At 41.8% G+C, this 18,331-nt stretch carries 21 protein-coding genes; 13 read left to right on the forward strand and 8 right to left on the reverse strand.

Annotated features, from left to right (window positions below):
- Nucleotides 1-326 precede the first annotated feature (326 nt).
- The 6 genes from ACKTT2_RS38980 to ACKTT2_RS39005 all read left to right on the forward strand — a co-directional run bounded on the left by ACKTT2_RS38980 (nucleotide 327) and on the right by ACKTT2_RS39005 (nucleotide 5,482).
- A complete protein-coding gene (locus ACKTT2_RS38980; protein ID WP_407896546.1) occupies nucleotides 327-602 on the forward strand; it encodes a TM2 domain-containing protein in 276 nt (91 codons plus the stop codon).
- Between the two features lie 251 nt (nucleotides 603-853).
- Nucleotides 854-1,117, forward strand: a complete 264-nt coding sequence (locus ACKTT2_RS38985) for a TM2 domain-containing protein (protein WP_407896548.1) — start codon at nucleotides 854-856, stop codon at nucleotides 1,115-1,117.
- Between the two features lie 270 nt (nucleotides 1,118-1,387).
- Nucleotides 1,388-1,699, forward strand: coding sequence for a DUF2752 domain-containing protein (locus ACKTT2_RS38990; protein ID WP_407896550.1), 312 nt, complete (start codon nucleotides 1,388-1,390; stop codon nucleotides 1,697-1,699).
- 170 nt (nucleotides 1,700-1,869) lie between these two features.
- Nucleotides 1,870-2,049 (forward strand): hypothetical protein, encoded by a 180-nt coding sequence (locus ACKTT2_RS38995; RefSeq protein WP_407896552.1) that lies wholly within the window; start codon nucleotides 1,870-1,872, stop codon nucleotides 2,047-2,049.
- Nucleotides 2,050-2,209: 160 nt separating this feature from the next.
- Complete coding sequence (locus tag ACKTT2_RS39000) at nucleotides 2,210-4,825, forward strand: heavy metal translocating P-type ATPase (RefSeq protein WP_407896554.1); 2,616 nt, start codon at nucleotides 2,210-2,212, stop codon at nucleotides 4,823-4,825.
- 156 nt (nucleotides 4,826-4,981) lie between these two features.
- Nucleotides 4,982-5,482, forward strand: coding sequence for an FHA domain-containing protein (locus ACKTT2_RS39005; RefSeq protein WP_407896556.1), 501 nt, complete (start codon nucleotides 4,982-4,984; stop codon nucleotides 5,480-5,482).
- 359 nt (nucleotides 5,483-5,841) lie between these two features.
- On the opposite strand, the gene ACKTT2_RS39010 is transcribed toward ACKTT2_RS39005, so the two are convergent.
- Nucleotides 5,842-6,327, reverse strand: coding sequence for an RNA-guided endonuclease InsQ/TnpB family protein (locus ACKTT2_RS39010; protein WP_407896558.1), 486 nt, complete (start codon nucleotides 6,325-6,327; stop codon nucleotides 5,842-5,844).
- A gap of 29 nt (nucleotides 6,328-6,356) precedes the next feature.
- A complete protein-coding gene (locus ACKTT2_RS39015) occupies nucleotides 6,357-6,704 on the reverse strand; it encodes a hypothetical protein (protein WP_407896560.1) in 348 nt (115 codons plus the stop codon).
- A 262-nt stretch (nucleotides 6,705-6,966) separates the two neighbouring features.
- Between ACKTT2_RS39015 and thyD the strand changes: the two genes are divergently transcribed.
- On the forward strand, nucleotides 6,967-7,887 hold the full coding sequence (gene thyD / locus ACKTT2_RS39020) for a thylakoid membrane protein ThyD (protein WP_407896562.1): 921 nt from the start codon (nucleotides 6,967-6,969) through the stop codon (nucleotides 7,885-7,887).
- A gap of 69 nt (nucleotides 7,888-7,956) precedes the next feature.
- Here thyD and ACKTT2_RS39025 read toward each other — a convergent pair whose 3' ends face one another.
- The 3 genes from ACKTT2_RS39025 to ACKTT2_RS39035 form a co-directional block, all read right to left on the reverse strand.
- Nucleotides 7,957-8,202: a DUF8620 family protein gene (locus tag ACKTT2_RS39025; protein ID WP_407896564.1), complete on the reverse strand. Its 246-nt coding sequence runs from the start codon at nucleotides 8,200-8,202 to the stop codon at nucleotides 7,957-7,959.
- A 114-nt stretch (nucleotides 8,203-8,316) separates the two neighbouring features.
- Nucleotides 8,317-8,739, reverse strand: coding sequence for a tetratricopeptide repeat protein (locus ACKTT2_RS39030; RefSeq protein WP_407896566.1), 423 nt, complete (start codon nucleotides 8,737-8,739; stop codon nucleotides 8,317-8,319).
- Between the two features lie 32 nt (nucleotides 8,740-8,771).
- On the reverse strand, nucleotides 8,772-9,128 hold the full coding sequence (locus ACKTT2_RS39035) for an iron-sulfur cluster assembly accessory protein (protein ID WP_407896568.1): 357 nt from the start codon (nucleotides 9,126-9,128) through the stop codon (nucleotides 8,772-8,774).
- 381 nt (nucleotides 9,129-9,509) lie between these two features.
- On the opposite strand from ACKTT2_RS39035, the gene ACKTT2_RS39040 reads away from it, so the two are divergent.
- From ACKTT2_RS39040 to ACKTT2_RS39065, 6 genes are all read left to right on the forward strand, one after another.
- On the forward strand, nucleotides 9,510-11,168 hold the full coding sequence (locus ACKTT2_RS39040; protein WP_407896570.1) for a DUF6930 domain-containing protein: 1,659 nt from the start codon (nucleotides 9,510-9,512) through the stop codon (nucleotides 11,166-11,168).
- 1,234 nt (nucleotides 11,169-12,402) lie between these two features.
- Complete coding sequence (locus ACKTT2_RS39045) at nucleotides 12,403-12,573, forward strand: ribbon-helix-helix protein, CopG family (protein ID WP_407896572.1); 171 nt, start codon at nucleotides 12,403-12,405, stop codon at nucleotides 12,571-12,573.
- Between the two features lie 200 nt (nucleotides 12,574-12,773).
- Entirely contained in the window at nucleotides 12,774-14,207 is a 1,434-nt protein-coding gene (gene zds, locus ACKTT2_RS39050; RefSeq protein ID WP_407896574.1) for a 9,9'-di-cis-zeta-carotene desaturase, read from the forward strand.
- A gap of 153 nt (nucleotides 14,208-14,360) precedes the next feature.
- Nucleotides 14,361-14,804, forward strand: coding sequence for an SRPBCC family protein (locus ACKTT2_RS39055; protein WP_407896728.1), 444 nt, complete (start codon nucleotides 14,361-14,363; stop codon nucleotides 14,802-14,804).
- 87 nt (nucleotides 14,805-14,891) lie between these two features.
- A complete protein-coding gene (locus tag ACKTT2_RS39060) occupies nucleotides 14,892-15,365 on the forward strand; it encodes a C39 family peptidase (protein ID WP_407896576.1) in 474 nt (157 codons plus the stop codon).
- Between the two features lie 50 nt (nucleotides 15,366-15,415).
- Nucleotides 15,416-15,718, forward strand: coding sequence for a hypothetical protein (locus ACKTT2_RS39065; RefSeq protein ID WP_407896578.1), 303 nt, complete (start codon nucleotides 15,416-15,418; stop codon nucleotides 15,716-15,718).
- Between the two features lie 75 nt (nucleotides 15,719-15,793).
- Here ACKTT2_RS39065 and ACKTT2_RS39070 read toward each other — a convergent pair whose 3' ends face one another.
- From ACKTT2_RS39070 to ACKTT2_RS39080, 3 genes are all read right to left on the reverse strand, one after another.
- Complete coding sequence (locus tag ACKTT2_RS39070; RefSeq protein WP_407896580.1) at nucleotides 15,794-16,033, reverse strand: 2Fe-2S iron-sulfur cluster-binding protein; 240 nt, start codon at nucleotides 16,031-16,033, stop codon at nucleotides 15,794-15,796.
- Between the two features lie 10 nt (nucleotides 16,034-16,043).
- Nucleotides 16,044-17,522 carry a cobyric acid synthase CobQ gene (gene cobQ, locus ACKTT2_RS39075; RefSeq protein ID WP_407896582.1) on the reverse strand — a complete coding sequence of 493 codons (1,479 nt, stop codon included), beginning with the start codon at nucleotides 17,520-17,522 and terminating at the stop codon, nucleotides 16,044-16,046.
- 317 nt (nucleotides 17,523-17,839) lie between these two features.
- Nucleotides 17,840-18,244, reverse strand: coding sequence for an Npun_F0494 family protein (locus ACKTT2_RS39080; protein WP_407896584.1), 405 nt, complete (start codon nucleotides 18,242-18,244; stop codon nucleotides 17,840-17,842).
- Nucleotides 18,245-18,331: the final 87 nt, after the last annotated feature.

The raw sequence follows: 18,331 nt of genomic DNA on the forward strand, positions 1-18,331 counted from the left end.
TATTTGTATTTTTACGACTATATATGGCTAATTCTCTATCAAAAAACTATGCAGCATGAGTTGCTGCAAAAACGCTTCGCCGGATTTTCTAGCTAAAGTAAAGATAAGAGAGTTACGAAGGAGTACAGCTTCAGCTAAGTCTAAGACTGTCAGTTTATCGTGTCTTTAGCGTTCGCTATGCATTGCTAAGACGCTATTTTCTCGTACCTATCTTTCTTTTAAGTGCTTCTACCATCACAGCTTGTTAAGTCAATCAAAATTCTTAACTCGCTAAAACTTATTAGGTCTTACTTATACATTACTCATAAAGCAAAGGAACTAAACCCATGGCTAAACTCAGCCCCAGTCATGCTACCAAACAACTTTTAGCTGGATACTGCGGTATTATCTTTGGAGGTTTTGGTATCCATAAATTTATTCTTGGGTATGCTCCAGAAGGATTTATCATGCTCATTATTTCATTAGTTGGTAGTTATTTTACCTATGGCTTGACATTACTCATTATGCAGCTTGTTGGTTTAATCGAAGGCATGATTTATTTGAACAAATCGCATGATGAGTTTGTGAGTACTTATTTCCTAAATAGACAGGGCTGGTTTTAATCAGTGACCAGTGACCAGTGACCAGTGACCAGTGACCAGGGGGATAAGGAAAAATAACTCCTAATTTTCCCGATGCCCAATGCCCAGTTATTCGGTCACTAGTTTTCCTGCCTAATACACTATACTCTTTCTCGACTCTTTCATCCCAATCAGGATGTTTATGCAAAATTTAAGTGATTATACGGTTTGTAGGTAAAAAACTCAACGTTAGCATTGTGTCGTCAGATGAGAAATACAGGAGTTGAACTCAAATGTCGAATGGAATCTCAAGCGATGCTAGCAAAAAAACAGCTGCTGGTATTTGTGGCATCCTTATTGGAGCTTTAGGTGTTCATAAATTTATTCTTGGTTATAACACCGAAGGGATTATTATGCTGCTTGTTTCGTTACTAACGTGTGGTATCGGAGCACCATTCATGGGCATTCTCGGTTTGGTTGAGGGCATTATGTATTTAACCAAAACTGATGAAGAATTTATCAATACTTACATAGTGAATAAAAAGAAATGGCTTTAACTATTTTGAAAGTCAAAATATAATGTTCGTATGTAAATTTAATAAATATGGGAAAAAAATTTCCCATTCATCGTCTCAGTATAAACAAAGTAGGTGTTGAAATTATCTCCATTTCCTCTATCATACCAATGTCAAATTGTTCGTTGGGGTCTACTTGGATTTTGTAGTACCCCTTTATTAGGAACGCTATTCTACAATCGTGGTTATAGAATAGCGTTCTTAGTTTGTCCAATTCGGCACTTCACTGGTATTCCGTGTCCAACATGCGGTATGACTCGTTCTTTTATGGCGATCGCACGCGGAGATTTAGAACGAGCAATATCAGAAAATGTGTTTGGTCCTATTTTGTTTACTAGCTTTTTAATTGCAGTTATTCATGTTGCTATAGAGTTACTATTAAAACGCAGAATAATTTCGTTCTATTGTCAAATTTTTAAAAGCAAAAAATTCTATTTTATAGGAGTTTCAATAGCTTTCTTATACTACTTTTTGCGTTTGTATAGCTTATTTCAGACAGGAGAACTCTATATTTCTTTCAAGCACTCTCCTCTCGGTCAATTTCTTTTTTCTGTAAACAGTTAGCTCTCCGACTTCTTAGAGAAGTCAGAGATCTGAAAATGTTTTAGTAGTAGATAGGGCTATGCCGTACAAAAGAATTAGTGGTGGGCATTGCCCACCCTACGTAGAAAATTTCACATATGATTTCTATGACTGTGTTAATGTTGATTAGATAAACAGTATTTACTGATATTATGTTAGCTCTCAAAGGTAAAAATCTTACTTTAATAGCTCTTGCTCTCATGGCAATGGCGTATTTCAGTACTATGTCTCATTTAGAAATACACCCTTTTTTAAAAGGTGAATTTGTTGTTATACCACTACAGGTACTTGCGTTAATTTACGTGATGTACTGGCGTTGGTCTCATCGCTGAAATGAAAAGGAGCAGAACTGAGACTAAATGCCCCATCACCTCTTAATAAAACTTAACATATTTGACAATCTGTCAATGCCTCAGATTTCGCCTACGCTCAAATAAGAGGCGCTTAAATAAGCGCGTTTATATTTTTTTCGTAGCAAATCTAAACATTTCCATGCAATTTGTCTCGAAGACCAACCTTCCCTCAGAACCAGCCCCAACGACAGAGAAAATCACTTTGGATGTTGGGGGTATGAAGTGTGCTGGCTGTGTAAAGGCAGTAGAACGCCAGCTAACTCAACATCCGGGAGTTAAAAGCGCTTGTGTGAACCTAGCGACAGAAGTAGCAGTCGTAGAATTAGAAACTGGTGCAGCACAACCAGAAGCACTAGCACAGAGATTGACATCGGCTGGATTCCCGACGCAACCTCGGAAATTACACGGGCAAGGAGCAAGCGAGACACAAGGAATGCCCAATCCAGAAGAACGCCAGCGTCGAGAAATGCAGTTGGCACAGCAGCAGTTGGCGGTTGCGGCAATACTTCTGGTACTGTCAATTACCGGACATATTGGCAGTCTGGGTGGTCCGATACCACCAGTTTTACAAAACATTTGGTTTCACTGTAGCTTAGCAACCATTGCCATATTCATTCCCGGTCGTCCCATTCTGGTGGATGGGTGGTTGGGCGTGCGGCATAATGCGCCTAATATGAATACCCTTGTGGGATTGGGAACGCTTACAGCTTACTTTGCCAGCTTAGTTGCTTTGCTATTTCCCCAACTTGGTTGGGAATGTTTCTTTGATGAGCCAGTGATGATGCTCGGCTTTATTTTGTTAGGGCGGACGTTGGAAAAACAAGCCAGAAACCGTGCTGCTGTAGCATTTAAAGGATTACTTGCCCTCAAACCCCAAGTAGCCCGGTTGATTGCTAAACCAAAAGCAGATGAAGATCCGACTCCTACAGTTTCTGCCAATACGGGAGTTGTCGAAATTCCTGCTGAAGTCGTGCGCGTTGGCGAATGGTTGCAAGTTCTTCCTGGAGAGAAAATTCCCGTTGATGGCGAGATTATAGACGGACAAACAACTGTAGATGAGTCGATGCTAACTGGAGAAGCAGTACCAGTTATCAAGCAACCAGGAGATGTAGTTGCAGCAGGGACAATAAATCTTTCAGGTGCGATCGCAATTCAAGCAACTCGTACTGGAAACGATACAACTTTAGCGTTTATTGTTGCCTTAGTAGAAACAGCTCAAACTCGCAAAGCACCCGTACAAAAATTAGCAGACACAGTAGCAGGATACTTTACCTATGGTGTATTGACAGCTGCGCTGTTAACATTCCTTTTCTGGTACTTTTTCGGCACTCACATTTGGCACGATCTACTTACGTCCCATGCCTTGCAAATACCAGTACACCACTTACCTACTTCTCATCTCATTCATTCGTCCTCTCACCCATTTGCCCCCTCACCCCTCCTCATTAGTCTTAAATTAGCGATCGCAGTTATGGTGGTTGCTTGTCCTTGCGCGTTAGGGCTTGCCACACCCACAGCCATACTTGTTGGCACAACCATTGGTGCTAAAAGGGGTCTTTTCATCAAAGGTGGCGATGTTTTAGAGAAAGTACACCGTCTAGGCACAGTCGTTTTTGATAAAACTGGAACTCTCACGACAGGTACACCTGTGATAACGGACTGTATCCCAATCGAGGGACTGGGTACTGGTGATGGGCGACTGGGAGAGGAAAATACCCAATCGCCAATCGCCAATCGCCAATACCTTATCCAAATAGCCGCCGCCGTAGAAAGTGGAACCATTCACCCGCTCGCACAAGCTATTGTACAAGAAGCACAAAATCAAAAGTTGTCAATTCCCAATGCGACAGATTTTCAGACAGAACCAGGATTGGGCGTATCTGCTGTTGTGGAAGGCAATTTAGTACTTTTAGGTAATAGTGGTTGGCTGCACTGGCATGGTGTAGAGATTGGCGAAACTACGACACAACAAGCTCAAACCCTTGCGACTGAAGGTAAAACAGTTGTTTTTATAGCAGTTGAAGGTACTGTAGCCGGACTTATTGCCGTTCGCGACACTATAAGACCAGATGCTAAGGCAACAGTAGACCAGTTGCGTCAAATGGGTCTGCGAGTCATGATGTTAAGCGGGGATTCATTAGAAGTTGCAACTGCTGTAGCCAATCAACTAGGACTCTCAAGCTGTGATGTAGTCGCTAATGTTCCCCCCGCAAAGAAGGCATCTTTCATTCAAGAGCTACAAGAGGGAATGGCGACTAGGGACTGGGGACTGGGGAATAAGGACGTGGAAAGCAGAGGCGTAGACGTAATAACCAATCGCCAATCGCCAATCGCCAATCGCCAATCGCCAATCCCTAATCGCCAATCCCTAATCGCCATGGTAGGTGATGGCATTAACGACGCCCCTGCTCTGTCTCAAGCAGATGTAGGAATTGCGTTACACTCCGGAACAGATGTTGCTATGGAAACAGCTGAAATTGTATTGATGCGCGATCGCTTAATAGATGTGGTTGCATCCATACAACTCAGCCGTGCCACTTTCAGTAAAATTCGTCAGAATTTGTTTTGGGCTTTTGCGTACAATACACTTGGCATTCCTCTAGCTGCGGGTGTTCTGTTGCCTAGCTTGGGTTTTGTGTTAAGCCCTTCTGGTGCAGCTGCATTAATGGCTTTTAGTTCAGTCAGCGTGGTCACAAATTCTTTATTGTTAAGACGTTTTACTCGCCCTGACCGAACTCTCACTGTGAAGGTATGATTTAAGAATACAAGTGTTGGATCGTAGTGGTCTTTTATTATCAGACTCACAAAAACAATCAAGAGTAGAACGAAATGTTCTACTCTTTCAGGTGTCAATACAATATAACAGTATAGGGATTATCTAAATTATCACAATAGATTATAGTTTAGGGGAATGACAGAAAAAAATACTCAACAAATTTTTCTTGGTAACAGTCCATCTGATTTTAAAAACGTATCAATGGCAGCAGAAACTCATGAAAGTCATTTACTGATTATAGAGGACGACCAAGGACGCAAGGAGTTCACATTAGACCGTCCTACTTATTCTATTGGTAGAGATCGGGAGTGCGATATCCGTCTTGTGTCACAATTTGTCTCGCGCCGTCATGCTACTCTCGTTAAGCTACCACGAGATGATAAAAAACGCGGCTTCTACTACCGAATTGTCGATGGCGATGCCAAGGGTAAAACGAGTTCTAACGGTTTGATGATTAACGGGCGCAAAATTCCCGCTCACGATCTCAAAAATGAGGATGAGGTCGTTTTTGGTCCCCAAGTTCGCGCCATTTATTACCTACTACGGGATAGTATGCGCTCTACAGGACAGACAGATGCTAGTGAATATGATATTACACTAATCAATCCTGGCATGACTGAGGATCTGGAAGATTAATAAGCTGTTTCTTTGATGTAACACTAGATAACCGAATCTTGGAGTAGAATGGAGCGAAACCGTGCTTTGTTCCATGAAATATCTATCTCCAATCCAAGTTTTTTGATTGCACAGCTATGTCAGTTAAAGAATTTTTAACTGAACTTAACTATTGTCAGAAAATTTTTGCTGCTAGCTTGTACCGTATATAAAAGACCTACCCAAAGTTACCCAAAGCGCTTACATTCTTCGTCATTCGTCTAGCTGAACTTTGGAGCTTAATTCCTGCTTCACAAGGCGTGATGTCGGCATCCTCCCTTACGGGTTCGCCAGTTCCCTACGAATGTTACCTTTCTTCAGGACTGGACTCACCACATGCTTCAACTGGTGGTAACCAGGGCAACGCAGTGGCTCAGATTGATGGCAGCATTCAGGTCTCGGTTAATGCTGAGACCACAACCACACTCAAAAGTTCTTTCTTTCAATGGTAGCTGTGGCTTAACTGTTCCGTACTGGGAACAAGTTTTAGAACTGGGATACCATCTGTCAGCAATCACAAGTTTAGTACCATAAAACTCGCATTTATAGGTTAGCTGGCGTCTAAACTCATAAAATTCCATATCTTGAATGCTCAGTGCTAGTTTATGATTAGCCAACATTCCAGATACATTTAAATCCTCTATGACAACTATGCCGTGGTTTTTGGCTAGTCGGGTAGTGAGTTTATGTAATGTATCTTTACGGATGTTGGCAACTTTGGAGTGCAATCTAGCTATCTGTATCTGGGCTGAGTTCCAATTAGCTGAACCTATCACTTTATGCCGATTTAACCATTGCATTCTAGAGAGCTTATCCTTATTGCTCACTCACTCGCATGGATTGTTCAGCGAGCGAGCTAACCAGCAAGACTCTCTATAAGATGCCAATGGCGGCAATGCTCTATCTCTTGTTTGATAAACTCAAACATTTGTCGGCAGTGATTATCCCGTTGGAGAGGGAGTTCCTCGTTTTTAATCACAATGCTCATCCGCGTTTCCGTTTCAGTGGCGGAAGTTTTATCAATCAATACTTCCACCGTTACTAATTTGGAAAAAGGTACAGTACCAGGAATCTCACGTGCCATGATGTAATCAGATGTATAATATTGTACATCTAGACCACAATCTTGTAGAAGTTCTACCATTAATGGCTGAAGATGGTTGAGAGCAACCGAAAGAACAAATGAACAGGTATAGCGAGCCATAATAGCCCCACGCCTTGCAACACTCCGTCCATCCTATAATATCCAACTACCCAATAGCCAAGTTATTACAAAAAAAGGGAATGGGGAATAGGGCATGGGGCATGGGAACTAGGGACTGGAGGACTGTAGGTAGGGAAGACAGCCCACCATCATTCAAGGATGGACGTTATCTTTAGGTAATCTTGCTAGCAGTTCGGGAGTCATTGCTAATTCCTAGTAAAATAGGAGTCTGGTGAAGACTTGCAGTGAACAAAGTTTTTAAATGAAAGTAGCGATCGCTGGAGCAACAGGATTTGTAGGGAGTCGTTTGGTACAACGACTTCAAAAAGAGGGAATGGAAGTGGTTATTTTAACCCGTAGCGCTTCTCATGCCCAAAAGGTTTTTCCATCTACAGCTTTTCCCAATGTAAATATTGTTACCTACACGCCCACAACTTCTGGTTCTTGGCAAAGCGCCTTTGCGAGTTGTGATGGAGTCGTTAATCTTGCAGGAGAACCTATTGGTGAAGGGCGTTGGACTTCAGAACGCAAACAGGAAATTTTAAACAGCCGTAAACTTGGAACGCAAAAAATTGTAGAAGCTATAGCTAGTAATAATCCTAAATTTAAGGTGCTAGTTAATACATCAGCAATTGGTTATTATGGTACGAGTGAAACTGCTACTTTCGATGAAACTAGTCCACCCGGTAATGATTTTCTAGCTCAAGTTTGTCAAGCGTGGGAAGCAGAGGCGCAAAAAGTTACAGAAGTTGGCGTCCGATTAGTTATTTTACGCTTGGGCATTGTTTTAGGTACTGGCGGGGCATTAGGTAAAATGATTACTCCATTTAAACTTTTTGCAGGCGGTCCTATTGGCAACGGTCAGCAGTGGTTTTCATGGATTCATGTTGATGATGTTGTTAACTTGATTTTACAAGCATTAATAAGATCGGATATGCAAGGAGTTTATAATGCAACGGCTCCTTCTCCAATCCGCATGACAGAACTCAGCAACACTATGGGGCGAGTTATGAATCGTCCCTCTTGGTTACCCGTACCATCCTTTGCCATAGAAGCCCTTTTAGGAGAAGGGGCAATAGTTGTTCTAGAAGGTCAACAGGTACTTCCCAAACGAACTCAAAGCGTTGGCTTTCAGTACAAATACCCCTCAGTTGAACCCGCACTTGCACAAATTTTAAAATGAGTTGGCGATTGGGGAACTCGGAACCCCATTGCCCCTTATCCCCAGAGGGGACCCCGAGTTCCCCAGTCCCTAGTCCCCAGTTTGAAATTTTCGCGACACCCAACTAATCAGTCCACTGAGCAGAGCACCAGCTATTAGGATGCCAATAGCTGGGTTAAATACGGGTTGCCACAACTTGTGCCATAAATCTAAACCTAGTGGCACTCCGGTTGCCTGACCGATTGCTGCTACTGCTAACCACGCAAAGCCAAACAAGACTAAAAATACGTCCGCAACTAGAATAATATTGAGCCAGTTTAAAAATTTGTCTTTCATAAAAAATTAGGGATTGGGGACTTGGGACTGGGGATTGGGAAAGATAAGATTCAGCAAGGGAATGGTAAATATTAATACTCAATCCCTAATCGCTAATTCCCAATCGCCCATCGCCTATTCAGGAAACAACCAACCTTTAACTTTTATCAAACTTTGCCAATCTGGTTTTCTGCTCAAGCCATCCTCTATACTGGTTTTGATTTCCTCTTGCCAATCAGGATTTACAAAGATCAGCTGATGTGCAAATTCAACGTGCTCGCGCAAACCTTTTTGACCTGTTTCTAACATTGCCACTGCAAGATTTACCCTTGCTTGAGGATCTTGGGGATTTAACTTCACAGCTTTTTGAGCGGCTTTGAATGCTGGTGTTGCTTTATCATCCAACAGATACAGCCACGCCAAGCAAGTCCAAGCAGAGCTATTTTTAGGGGCGCGATCGCAAATTTCTTTAAACACGGGGATTAAAGTCTCTGCTGATTCTCCAGCTTTATAACGTTCCAATCCCGTATCAAAGAGGGTTTCAACTGTTTGAGTCATTTGTTATTGGTCACTGGTCAGGTGGTCACTGATTAAACGCCAAATGATTTACCACAACCACAGGTTTGGTTAGCATTGGGGTTGGAAAATTGAAAGCCGCCACCAATCATGGCATCGCTATAATCTAGTATTAAACCATAGAGATATAATAAGCTCTTGCGATCGCATACAATTTTGAAACCGTCATAATCATAAACTTCATCGTGGGGGGTAATTTTGCTGGGGTCTTCAAAATCCATTAGGTAAGACATTCCAGAACAACCGCCTTGACGAACTCCTACCCGCAGGCAAAGGTCTGTGCCTTGCTTATCTCGCAAGAATTTCACCTGTTGCAGTGCGGCATTGCTTATCTGAATTCCCTTTTGTTGAGGCTCAATTGCTTGTGTCATATGTTTGTTTAAACTTCTTAGCGCCTTTTAGCTTAACCATACAGCAGCAGAGTGAGAGAATAAACCTACAGACTGCCGCTAAGAAAGGATGTTTCGCGTGTTTTTTGCTTCTATTGTAGCGACAGATCGTGTCCCTAGTTGGAAAATTGTAAATACTCCGTTAAAAGCAGGCAAAGATTTTTATTCTAGAATTGAGAGATTCGGTATGTAAAAAAGCAATATTTTTGAAATTTATGCTTTGTAACAGTTTTCCTACGCGCTCGCGAAGTGCAAGCTGAAAGAGCGCTTATCGCTCTTCACAAATAGCCAGAGCTTTTGACTCTTGGTAGTTGTGAGACCCAAAAATTGACTTCTTTATTATTTTTTTGATGAAATGACTCTATGACAAGTTTTAATCGCTCTACCAGTCGTCGGCTGAAGAAATTAAATCAAATTCCTTCTGTATGGGAGGGCGATCGCCGTCCGTTGTTATCACCGCCCGGTCAAAGCCCAGAATCAGAGGTCAAAGGAGAGTGCATTTTATGGGTGGACGGCACGCAAGGTATTGTCCGGGGGATGGACGTTGTAGCGCCAGAAACAGGTCCGGAAGCCGTTGTTCGTACCTTAATGCGAGCAATGGAGCATCCTCACAGTCCGGCAAAACCTGCTCGACCCCAAAGAATTGTTGTTAGAGACAGAGAAATTCAATTCTACCTGCGCGGTGTTCTCCAAGATTTAGACATAGCAATAGAACACTCGCCCGAATTGCCATTAATTGACGAATTATTCCGTGGGTTTGCGGAGATTTTGGATAGTCAAGTTCCCGACTTACCTCCGCAATACGTACAAGTACTGCGAGAAAAAGCATTTGCAATTTGGCAAGCAGCTCCTTGGGAATTTTTAGAAGAACAGCAAATTTTATCTATTGAGATTAACCAATGGGATGTTGGAACTCTCTATGCCAGCGTTATGGGTATGCTAGGTATGGAATACGGAATTTTACTATATCGCTCTGAAGAATCATTAAAGCAGTTTCGAGCGACAGTTTTAAGAGACGATGAATTACAGGGGCATTTAGAAGAAGCTTTTCTCAAGCAAGATTGTCTGTTTCTCACTTTTGAGAGTACTGATGAAATGGACGACGATGAAGATGAGTTTTTCGACTTGGCAGATTTGCCACTTTCAGACATAGAACCTACTTTTGGCAATATTCATCCACTCGAAGGACTGCGATCGGTTTTATATGATGAAGAAGCACTTGTCGTCTTAGTCGCTTTAGAAAGTTTATACCGCTTTCTTCGCGACCATCGTCGTCAATTGAATGACGATACTTTTCCCAATCTCAGTCGTCGCTACCGCATTGCTCTTCCTGAATCATCAAACAACGATCTAGCAAAGTCAATTCCTGTTGTTGTCTCTACCATGCCACAGTTAGCAGAAGAATTAGAGGAAATAGCAGGTTTCAGTCTTGATGATGATGATTATGACTATGAAGACGAAGATGACGATGAAGAAACATCTCCGTTCCAATTATTACGAAATGATGTAATACCAGAAGATTCTTTCGTTAGTTTAAGTGTTGTGTCTTGGAAAATATTGGATGATTTGCGGAAGGGAGCGAACTACCATGCAGTTGGGGAAATGACACAAGCAGGTGATGGATTACCTGTCATATTAATTCAAACATCCCGCCCCAAAGCAAAAACTTTAATTGAGAGTATCGAACAAGCAGGTGGGCTGAGAGGCATTGGTTTTAATCCGGGTGCAGATCCTTTCGACGATCGAGATTACGATTTAGGTTTGTTAAAAACTAAGAATGACGAGTTGATTTTGTTTGGCGAGTATGAAGATGACGACCCCATACACATAGAAGAGCGACAAAAGTGGAATCAACGCTGTCAGAATACTCAGGGATATTGCGGTTTGATTATTGCTAAAGGATTAACAGGATCTTCTCGTGGTAATCCCCAACCACGCGATATGATGGCTTTGTTTGAAGCGCGATTTCTTTCACCTAGAGATATAGGGTTAGGAACTTTACAACTTATGCCTCAGCTGTAGTTTGAGTGAGTGAAGAAAGGATAAAGAATGAGATGAACGCCAACTCGGTTTCTTTAAAGTCGGGTTGTTTTCTACTACTCCCTTTAGGCTCTAAAATTACTGCTATTTGTAGGGTGGGCACTGCCGCACATTCGCCCTTTGTAGAGCCTACCCTACAATATTTAAAACTTTTTTCAAAGCATTGATGATTCCTATAACAGTTGAATGACTATAGGACTCCTCCGCAGATTTTTGAACTACACGTAGGTAGGGCTATGCCGCACAATAGACTTGATGGTGGGCTGTCTTCCCTACCTACAGTACTAAGATTTTTCACAAATCATATAGGATTGCTATATGCAACTTAATTCATAAAGATAAGTACAAGAAATTTAAAATACTTGTTTTGAGTAAGTAAAAATTTTACAAACCATCGTAAATCAAGAAGATTTAATTTTTTTTACAAAGAATGTAAAGAATAAGTAAAGTTTTAAAAACTTTAAACAAAGGATATACAATGTGATAATTAGATACTCTAATTTGTACCTTATTATGGCAGTTAATGATATTTGTTATGGGTAAGTCAGAAATCTTCTAAAAGAAAAAGTTGTGCTGAAGTATCTTCATAAGTATTTGTGTTCTCCAATACAATATGCCTATGAACGATTGACTAAAAATAGTTATGAATATGAAACAGCATAACAGAGAAAGGACTTGTCTTCTATAATGCGATAAGCCGGGTACGGCTTGCGCTTCGCGAACGCTGTTAAGTGAGGAAGAAATGCAGTAATACTCTCACAAACCATAAATATTTTTGTTGATTCCAACATAAACCAGCAATTAAATGCCATACTTCCGGGTTAATGGCATATCTTTTTTTTACAAGTGTTCGACACTGAAGATTGTTAGCTTATTCCCACAATGTATCAAGACTCACAAGACTGACATCCACAACTTGCTTGGCAGAAGGTTTTGTCATCAAATTTAAACAAATTCTTCATCAAGCTAAGACAGCCTGTTGCTAACTTTATTCAATTGGCAACAGGTAAACTTCGTTTTTTCACTTGGTTAGAGCTATCAATTGTTCTACTCTATATAATCTATCGAAAAATGAAGGATACATTCACAAAACAAAACAAAGTTTATAGTCTTTACCAAATTACTTGTCTGTGGACAAAAACTCTGATAAGTTATCCTTTTCATCTCTAATTGTTCTCTTTTGATGATGTTAATATCCAGCAAATACAACAATCAAATGACAAATAAAAAATGGGCTGTAAAGCGTATCACTGTCAATTTAGCAACCCAGGAGGCAGAGAAACTGGAAAAGTATTGCCGTCAAACTGGTAGACCTGCCACGGACGTGATTCGAGAACTAATCCGAGCCTTACCAATTAACGATGACTCCAAAGATGCTAGCAACTAAAACAGAGTTCGTTAACTGTTAGCAGTTAACCATGCCAATTTGAAAAAAGAAGGTGACAGATAGTAAGGTGAGAGTAAGTCTCGGCAAGGCTTTCTCAATCCACGCATCCACGCATCTAAAATGACACCAGTTGATACGAGTCGCAAATTCCGACACTAACCCAGTTACAATTTGTAATGAAACTGAGAAGGAAAAACGGAATGCGTGTTGCAATCATAGGTGCGGGACTTGCTGGACTAGCAACCGCTGTAGATCTTGCTGATGCTGGCTGTGAAATCCAGATTTTTGAGTCCCGTCCGTTTGTTGGTGGAAAAGTTAGCAGTTGGGTTGATGGCAATGGTAACCATATTGAAATGGGGTTGCACGTCTTTTTTGGCAACTACTATCAATTGTTGGAATTGATGAAAAAAGTAGGAGCACAGAATAACCTGCGTCCAAAAGCTCACACCCACACTTTCATCAACAAGGGAGGAAAGACAGGAGAGTTAGATTTTCGCTTTTTCATGGGTGCGCCTTTTAACGGATTAAAAGCATTTTTTACGACTTCCCAACTGTCAATCTTGGATAAGTTGCAAAATGCAGTGGCTTTGGGAACCAGCCCGATAGTAAGGGGTTTGGTTGACTTTAATGGCGCAATGCAGAACATTCGCGACTTAGATAAAGTCAGCTTTGCGGATTGGTTCCGCAGTCACGGCGGTAGCGAGGGTAGTATCAAGCGGATGTGGAACCCCATTGCTTACGCCCTCGGTTTTATTGATTGCGAAAATATTTCTGCCCGTTGTATGCTGACGGTTTTCCAGTTGTTTGCCGTCAGGACGGAAGCATCAAGACTAAATATGTTGGAAGGTTCTCCCTATGAATACTTACATAAACCAATCGTAGAATATATAGAAGCCAGGGGGACGAAGATTTATACGCGCCGTCAAGTCAGAGAAATCAAGTTTGTTGAGGAAGGAGAACACGCTCGCGTCACTGGTCTGGTAGTAGCAAATGGCGATACAGAAGAATTAATAACTGCTGATGCCTACGTTGCTGCTTGCGATGTTCCTGGAATTCAACGAGTGTTGCCTGAATCGTGGCGCAAGTGGTCTGAGTTTGATAATATATACAAACTGGATGCAGTACCAGTTGCAACCGTCCAACTGCGGTTTGATGGCTGGATCACGGAATTAAATGATGCGGATAAACGCAAGCAGTTGAATTTTGCGGCGGGAATTGACAATTTGCTATACACATCTGACGCTGATTTTTCTTGTTTTGCCGATTTGGCTTTGGCTAGCCCAGCTGATTATTATCGGGAAGGACAAGGATCTTTGCTACAGTTGGTGCTGACACCAGGAGATCCTTTTATTAAGCAGAGTAATGAAGCGATCGCTGCCCACGTTCTCAAACAAGTACGCGAGTTGTTTCCTTCATCGCGAGAGTTAAACATGACTTGGTATAACGTGGTCAAACTCGCACAGTCTCTCTACCGAGAAGCACCGGGAATGGATATTTATCGTCCAAGCCAAAAGACACCAATTCCTAACTTCTTTCTTGCAGGGAGTTATACGCAGCAAGATTATATCGATAGTATGGAAGGTGCTACACTTTCAGGCAAACGTGCAGCAAAAGCGATTTTGGAAAAACAGTGACCCTTCGGGTTCGCCAGTCCCCTACGGCGGGAGACCCGCCTACAGGGCTGGACTCACCAGTGACCCTTCGGGTTCGCCAGTCCCCTACGGCGGGAGACCCGCCTACAGGGCTGGACTCACCAGTGACCAGTGATAAGAGGGCAAAGAGAGAGAATGGCAGATTGGTTAGAACACAGCGTACAGGTAGAAGTAGAGGCTCCTATCGATTTAGTATGGAGTCTCTGGGCCGATCTAGAACAGATGCCACGCTGGATGAAGTGGATTGAATCTGTTAAGGTTCCGCCGGATAATCCAGATATATCTTTGTGGACATTGAACACTGGTGGTTTGGAGTTTACGTGGAAATCTCGGATTCTCAAAGTTGTTCCAAACCAAATTATTCAATGGGAATCTGTAGATGGATTGCCGAATCGAGGAGCCGTGCGTTTTTACGATCGCCACGGGAGCAGTATTGTTAAACTTACTGTTGCCTATGCGATCCCCGGTATTCTTGGGAAAATCATGGATAATTTATTTTTGGGGCGAGCAGTGGAATCGACTTTAAAAGCGAACATGGAACGCTTTAGAGAGTATGCATTAAAGGAGAAAGTTTCATGACTAATCGCTAATTACTAACCTGTATCAAAAGCGATCTCCTCACACTTAGGTGATAGTATAGTTCATTATTACTAAAACTAAGTTCGAGTGAACCAAAATCAACCTGAAGAGTATCAGCCATCGCTTTCTGGTGCAGGCGGTAATTGGCAAGTTATCGATGAAGTTGTTGACCCAAAAGTTGTAAAGCAGCAGGACGGCTTATATTGTGGACCAGCTTGTGCTGAGATGTTACTAAAAGATCGTGGAATCAATGTAAATCAGATGGTAATTGCTTCACAGACAGGGGTTCCCGTGGATAGTCGAACTCTTGCTCTTGTGCTTAATGCTTTTGACCCAGAAAGTTCTCGGCAATGGATAGGTGGTTGTCTCACCATTCCTCGAGCAACTGAATCGCAACTTTTAAACACTTTAAATACTACAGGTTCTTGGGCAGCCTTACTGAAACAATTCAAACCGTTGGTTAAACTGTCTCATATGGTAATTGTCGATGGTGTTGACAATAGTGGCTATATTCTAATTCGCGATCCTTGGGAAGGGACAAGATATAAAATGAGAAGATAAGACTTTTTCTTCCATTGGACTACCGACGCAATTTTTTCTATTATAGAGTCATGAAAATTCAAATCCTAGAAATTGAGGCAACTCCAGAAAAAGGAACATTCATAGTGATAGTGTTAGTAGGAGAAAAACAGCACAAATTTACAATGAACGTTGAATCAGTAACAGTTGCCAATCAAGAGGTTCAAGTCACTAATGGAGATGATAATTTCTTAGAAGTTTTTCGATTTAACCAGATAGGAGCTAGTGCTATATGTAAGCTGGTTAACAAAATTTATAACCATCAAGTTGTTGAATTACCAGCGTGTATAGGAGGAGAGTTCGATCTTGAAAACAATAAAATAGCCTCGCTTTAACAGATGTCCGCAAGCACGTCCTCCTAACAAATGCTATGTAAGCGCCAACAGTTAATTGTAATTAATCATTAATAATTACCAAGTCGGATCGCTAAACAAATTAATTGTCAACTGTTCGCGCTCCGGTGGAACTGAACTAATACAAGCGCGGATAGTATCTCCATCTTCTATATCGATCGCGCAAGCAAAACATGACCCCATCAGACAACCTGTGGGAATAAATACGCCTGCTCGATCTGCAACATCAAGCAGAGGTTCTCCCACTTCAGCATCGACGGTGACATTATCAGGTAAAAAATGGACGCGAACAGTCATGGCAACTACCTTAAGATAAAAATGCTGTTAGGTCTAAATGGCGTTCAACTTCTACAGCAAGGGAGTCTAAAATACCTTCTCTTTGTTCCCGATAATTGGCAACGCCAGTAGGTAAAGATTTTAATCCCCTTTGTTGGCGCAAACGATTTAACCAAGCGCGTCGCCAAGGACCGTTATCAAATATACCGTGAAGATAAGTTCCCCAAACTGATAGACAACTATCCACCAACCCTAAATTAGCATCATCAAACAGGAGATGGTATGCTTGAGGATCGACTCCTTGAATTTCTGTACGCGATCGCCCTTGATGGATTTCAAACCCAACAACGGGTAAGCCCATTTGCGGATAGTTTGAAGTTACTTGTCGTTGGCGAGCGATTTTTTGCCCTGTGATAACAGTTTTGATAGGTAGTAAATTCAATCCTTGGTATCTACCTGCTTGTCCTTCTATCCCTTCTGGATCTGCAATCATTTGACCCAGTATTTGATACCCTCCACAAATCCCCAAAACCGTGCCCCCAGCTGCCGCGTAATGCTGTATTGCTTCTGCCATTCCGCTTTTTTGCATGATTAACAGATCGGGAATTGTAGTTTTTGTACCTGGGATAATTACTGCATCAGGATGTCCTAAATCTTGCTTAGGGCTTAAATATTTAACTGTAACTGTAGGTTCTGATTCCAAAGGATCGAAATCTGTAAAGTTTGAAATTCTAGGTAAGCGAATAACACTGACATTGAGTTCCGGGTTTGATTTTACCACTCTGCGATCTAGCAAATCGAGGGAATCTTCAGCCGGATATATATGCTCTAGGTACGGAATTACACCAATCACAGGGATACCAGTCCGTTCCTCTAACCACTTTATCCCAGGTTCGAGAAGCGATCGCTGCCCTCGGAACTTGTTAATAACAACACCCTTGATTAACGCACGTTCATCTGGTTCCAATAATTCCAGAGTTCCCACAACATGGGCGAAAGCACCACCGCGATCGATATCCACAACTAATATGGCGGATGCGTTTAAGTGTTTTGCCACCCGCATATTAGTTAAATCGCGATGTTTGAGATTAATTTCTGCTGGACTTCCCGCACCTTCGCAAACGAGTAAATCGAATTCTGTACTTAAGTGCTGTAAAGATTCTTCAATTGCCCGCCAACCGACATCAAAATACTGTTCGTAATAATCCGAAGCACTAACTCTACCTACGTACTTACCTTTGATGATGACTTGAGAAGTCATATCTCCTTGGGGCTTTAATAATATTGGATTCATTTCTACCCAAGGCACAACTCCTGCAGCCCATGCTTGCACTGCCTGAGCATAACCAATTTCGCCACCATTAGGGGTCACATATGCATTTAAAGCCATATTTTGACCTTTAAAGGGAGCCACTCGCCAGCCACGGCGTGACAACATACGACAAATAGCTGCAGTTAACAATGATTTTCCTGCATGGGATGTCGTCCCTAATACCATAATTGCTTTCATAAGTCAATGGTCAATAGTAAATGGTTAATAGTCAATGGTCGATAGTCAATGGTCAATAGTCAACTGACTCTGACTGTTGACTAAATACCAATACAGCCCGGTAGCAATAGTAAAGACTTCATGAAAGAAGTTACAGCTTCCGTATTTATTGTTCCCTTTTACCCCAAATAATTAACAGTGACCAGTGTAACAGTGACCAGTGACCAGTTAATACCCATACTTAGGATAAGGGACTTGAATAATGAATCAATTTCTTTTTTTCCATAAGTAAATTTGGGAGCTTGTATCGTATTGGTCACTGGTCACTGGTCACTGTATTACAAGGGTAGCCTTAACCAACGAATTGCTGCATTGTAAAAGCGATCGCTCCATGAGGGAGTTCTCCAAGGTTTCTGGTGGCATTGTTCTACTAACTGACGACCTAGGGGGGTCAGGCGGAAACTATCTGTAATTCCCTGACCATCGACTTCTCGGCGCAATACACCCACTTGAATCAACCATACCAGATCGTTATCCACAGACAATTCTGACGCATGGCGTTTTGTAAAACCTTTTTCGACACCTGTACTCCCAGCCATCTCACTAAGTGCTACACTGCGAGAGAGCATTGTTTCAAACAAATTAAGATGAAATGGAGAACAAACTAGCGCTCTCTCTGCTCGCTTTAAAGTTTCGCGAGGATAGGTAAAGATTTTTGGGCTTGGGGAATTAGCAACAGACATTTTTGCTCTCTCGATCTATTTTCTTTACTGAGAGATATCTAATGGCTGCAACATAAGCAGCACTAGACAACTAGTTTAAGAGATACT

This window comes from Scytonema hankhaensis NUACC26 (assembly GCF_045865695.1).
GTDB lineage: Bacteria > Cyanobacteriota > Cyanobacteriia > Cyanobacteriales > Nostocaceae > Scytonema.

What these genes read in the sequence shown, in the direction of transcription:
- ACKTT2_RS39040 (WP_407896570.1), top strand. Translation starts at nt 9,510, where the DNA reads ATGACAAGTTTTAATCGCTCTACCAGTCGTCGGCTGAAGAAATTAAAT.
- ACKTT2_RS39030 (WP_407896566.1), bottom strand. Translation starts at nt 8,739, where the DNA reads ATGACTCAAACAGTTGAAACCCTCTTTGATACGGGATTGGAACGTTAT.
- ACKTT2_RS39035 (WP_407896568.1), bottom strand. Translation starts at nt 9,128, where the DNA reads ATGACACAAGCAATTGAGCCTCAACAAAAGGGAATTCAGATAAGCAAT.
- ACKTT2_RS39055 (WP_407896728.1), top strand. Translation starts at nt 14,361, where the DNA reads ATGGCAGATTGGTTAGAACACAGCGTACAGGTAGAAGTAGAGGCTCCT.
- thyD (WP_407896562.1), top strand. Translation starts at nt 6,967, where the DNA reads ATGAAAGTAGCGATCGCTGGAGCAACAGGATTTGTAGGGAGTCGTTTG.
- ACKTT2_RS39070 (WP_407896580.1), bottom strand. Translation starts at nt 16,033, where the DNA reads ATGACTGTTCGCGTCCATTTTTTACCTGATAATGTCACCGTCGATGCT.
- ACKTT2_RS38990 (WP_407896550.1), top strand. Translation starts at nt 1,388, where the DNA reads ATGACTCGTTCTTTTATGGCGATCGCACGCGGAGATTTAGAACGAGCA.
- ACKTT2_RS39080 (WP_407896584.1), bottom strand. Translation starts at nt 18,244, where the DNA reads ATGTCTGTTGCTAATTCCCCAAGCCCAAAAATCTTTACCTATCCTCGC.
- ACKTT2_RS38995 (WP_407896552.1), top strand. Translation starts at nt 1,870, where the DNA reads ATGTTAGCTCTCAAAGGTAAAAATCTTACTTTAATAGCTCTTGCTCTC.
- ACKTT2_RS39045 (WP_407896572.1), top strand. Translation starts at nt 12,403, where the DNA reads ATGACAAATAAAAAATGGGCTGTAAAGCGTATCACTGTCAATTTAGCA.
- ACKTT2_RS39000 (WP_407896554.1), top strand. Translation starts at nt 2,210, where the DNA reads ATGCAATTTGTCTCGAAGACCAACCTTCCCTCAGAACCAGCCCCAACG.
- ACKTT2_RS38985 (WP_407896548.1), top strand. Translation starts at nt 854, where the DNA reads ATGTCGAATGGAATCTCAAGCGATGCTAGCAAAAAAACAGCTGCTGGT.
- ACKTT2_RS39015 (WP_407896560.1), bottom strand. Translation starts at nt 6,704, where the DNA reads ATGGCTCGCTATACCTGTTCATTTGTTCTTTCGGTTGCTCTCAACCAT.
- ACKTT2_RS39025 (WP_407896564.1), bottom strand. Translation starts at nt 8,202, where the DNA reads ATGAAAGACAAATTTTTAAACTGGCTCAATATTATTCTAGTTGCGGAC.
- ACKTT2_RS39005 (WP_407896556.1), top strand. Translation starts at nt 4,982, where the DNA reads ATGACAGAAAAAAATACTCAACAAATTTTTCTTGGTAACAGTCCATCT.
- ACKTT2_RS38980 (WP_407896546.1), top strand. Translation starts at nt 327, where the DNA reads ATGGCTAAACTCAGCCCCAGTCATGCTACCAAACAACTTTTAGCTGGA.
- ACKTT2_RS39065 (WP_407896578.1), top strand. Translation starts at nt 15,416, where the DNA reads ATGAAAATTCAAATCCTAGAAATTGAGGCAACTCCAGAAAAAGGAACA.
- cobQ (WP_407896582.1), bottom strand. Translation starts at nt 17,522, where the DNA reads ATGAAAGCAATTATGGTATTAGGGACGACATCCCATGCAGGAAAATCA.
- zds (WP_407896574.1), top strand. Translation starts at nt 12,774, where the DNA reads ATGCGTGTTGCAATCATAGGTGCGGGACTTGCTGGACTAGCAACCGCT.